Origin of the sequence: Streptomyces sp. NPDC005408 (assembly GCF_040606445.1) — a bacterium.
Lineage (GTDB): Bacteria > Actinomycetota > Actinomycetes > Streptomycetales > Streptomycetaceae > Streptomyces.
The window spans coordinates 1-1,627 of record NZ_JBEXEX010000132.1 but is presented as its reverse complement, the minus strand read 5'-3'; the positions used below and the strand labels follow the sequence as shown (position 1 = coordinate 1,627).

Sequence of the window (1,627 nt, the reverse complement as noted above, 5' to 3'; positions counted from 1 at the left end):
TTGTGTTTGTACGAGGCGGGGATGGCGCTGAATGACTGGGCGGATCGTGAGGTGGATGCGGTGGAGCGGCCGCATCGTCCGATTCCGTCGGGTCGCGTCAGTGCGTCCGGGGCGTTTGCTGCGGCCGGCGCCCTGACGGCGATGGGCCTCGGGCTCGCGGCCCTGGCGGGCCGTCCGGCGCTGGTGGTGGCGACGGCTCTGTCCGGGGCGGTTTGGTCGTACGACCTCTACTTCAAGCAGACGGCGGGCGGCCCGGCTGCGATGGCGGCGGCGCGGGGCCTGGATCTGGTGCTGGGCGCGGTGGCGACGGGTTCGGCGCCTGCCCGGCGGGCCGCGGGGGTCGGCTCGGCCGATCATGGCACCGGGCGAGCGGGCGGTTGCTTCGTGGGTGTCGGCTCGGGCGACCGCGTGGCGGGGCGGGCAGGGCTTGGGCTCGCCAGGGTCGGAGACTGGCGGGGCGCGGGCGCCGTGGGTGTCGGCTCGGCCGGGCGCGGGGCCGGGCGGGCAGGCCTTGGGCTCGTGGGTGTCGGCTCGGGCGACCGCGTGGCGGGGCGGGCAGGGCTTGGGCTCGCCAGGGTCGGAAGCTGGCGGGGCGCGGGCGCCGTGGGTGTCGGCTCGGCCGGGCGCGGGGCCGGGCGGGCAGGCCTTGGGATAGCCAGGGTCGCGGACCGTGGCCCCTCGGGGGTCTTCGCCGCGCTGCCCTCCGCGGGCGTGCTTGCGGCGCACACGTACGCGGTGACTGCTGTCTCGCGGCGCGAGGCGCAAGGCGGCTCAACTGCTGTGCCCCTCGCCGCGCTTGCGGCGACGATCGGGCTGGGTGCCGTCGCGTCCAGGGCCTCGGGCGGCGGTGGCGTTCCCGCGCCGCGAAGCGTGCGCGCCGGGCGGCGGGGCCTGCCCGTGACGCCCTTCACGTCCCGGGGGTCTGGGGGCTTGCCTCCAGCTTCGGGAAGGGGCGGGATCGGGGAAACCCCCACACAGTCACCCCGACCGCCCGCACCGGCCTTCGCCCTTACCCCGGCTCGCCTCGCCACCACCGCGCTGGCCGTCGCCTACATCCGTACCGCCGCCAAGCCCCTCCTCCACGCCGCCCTCAACCCCTCCCCGCCCCTCACCCAACGGGCCGTCGGCGGCGGCATCCGCGCCATGATCCCGCTCCAGGCGACCCTCGCCGCCCGCGCCGGCGGCAGCGCCGGCGCGCTGGCCACGGCGGCTCTGGCCCCGCTGGCCCGCACCCTGGCACGGAAGGTCAGCGTCACATGAGCCTCCGCTTCGGCTACGGCACCAACGGCCTCACCGACCTCCGTCTCGACGACGCCCTCGCCCTCCTCGCCGACCTCGGTTACGACGGTGTCGGACTGACCCTCGACCACATGCACCTCGACCCACTCGCCCCCGGCCTGGCCACCCGCACCCGCCAAGTGGCCCAGAAGCTCAGCGAGTTGGGACTCGGCGTCACCGTCGAGACCGGCGCCCGCTACGTCCTCGACCCGCGCCGCAAGCACGGCCCCTCCCTCCTGGACCCGGACCCCGACGCCCGCGCCGACCGCACCGCGCTGCTGACCACCGCCGTGCAGGTCGCCGCCGACCTCGGCGCCCACGCCGTGCACTGCTTCAGCGGCATCACCCC

The 1,627-nt window shown here is 76.6% G+C and carries 2 protein-coding genes; both read left to right on the top strand.

Annotation, left to right across the window (positions count from 1 at the left end):
* The coding region (locus tag ABZS64_RS39265; RefSeq protein WP_355840002.1) for a UbiA family prenyltransferase at positions 1-1,260 on the top strand (1,260 nt) is incomplete at its 5' end.
* The coding region (locus ABZS64_RS39260) for a TIM barrel protein (protein ID WP_355840000.1) at positions 1,257-1,627 on the top strand (371 nt) is incomplete at its 3' end. The genes ABZS64_RS39265 and ABZS64_RS39260, both read left to right, overlap by 4 nt.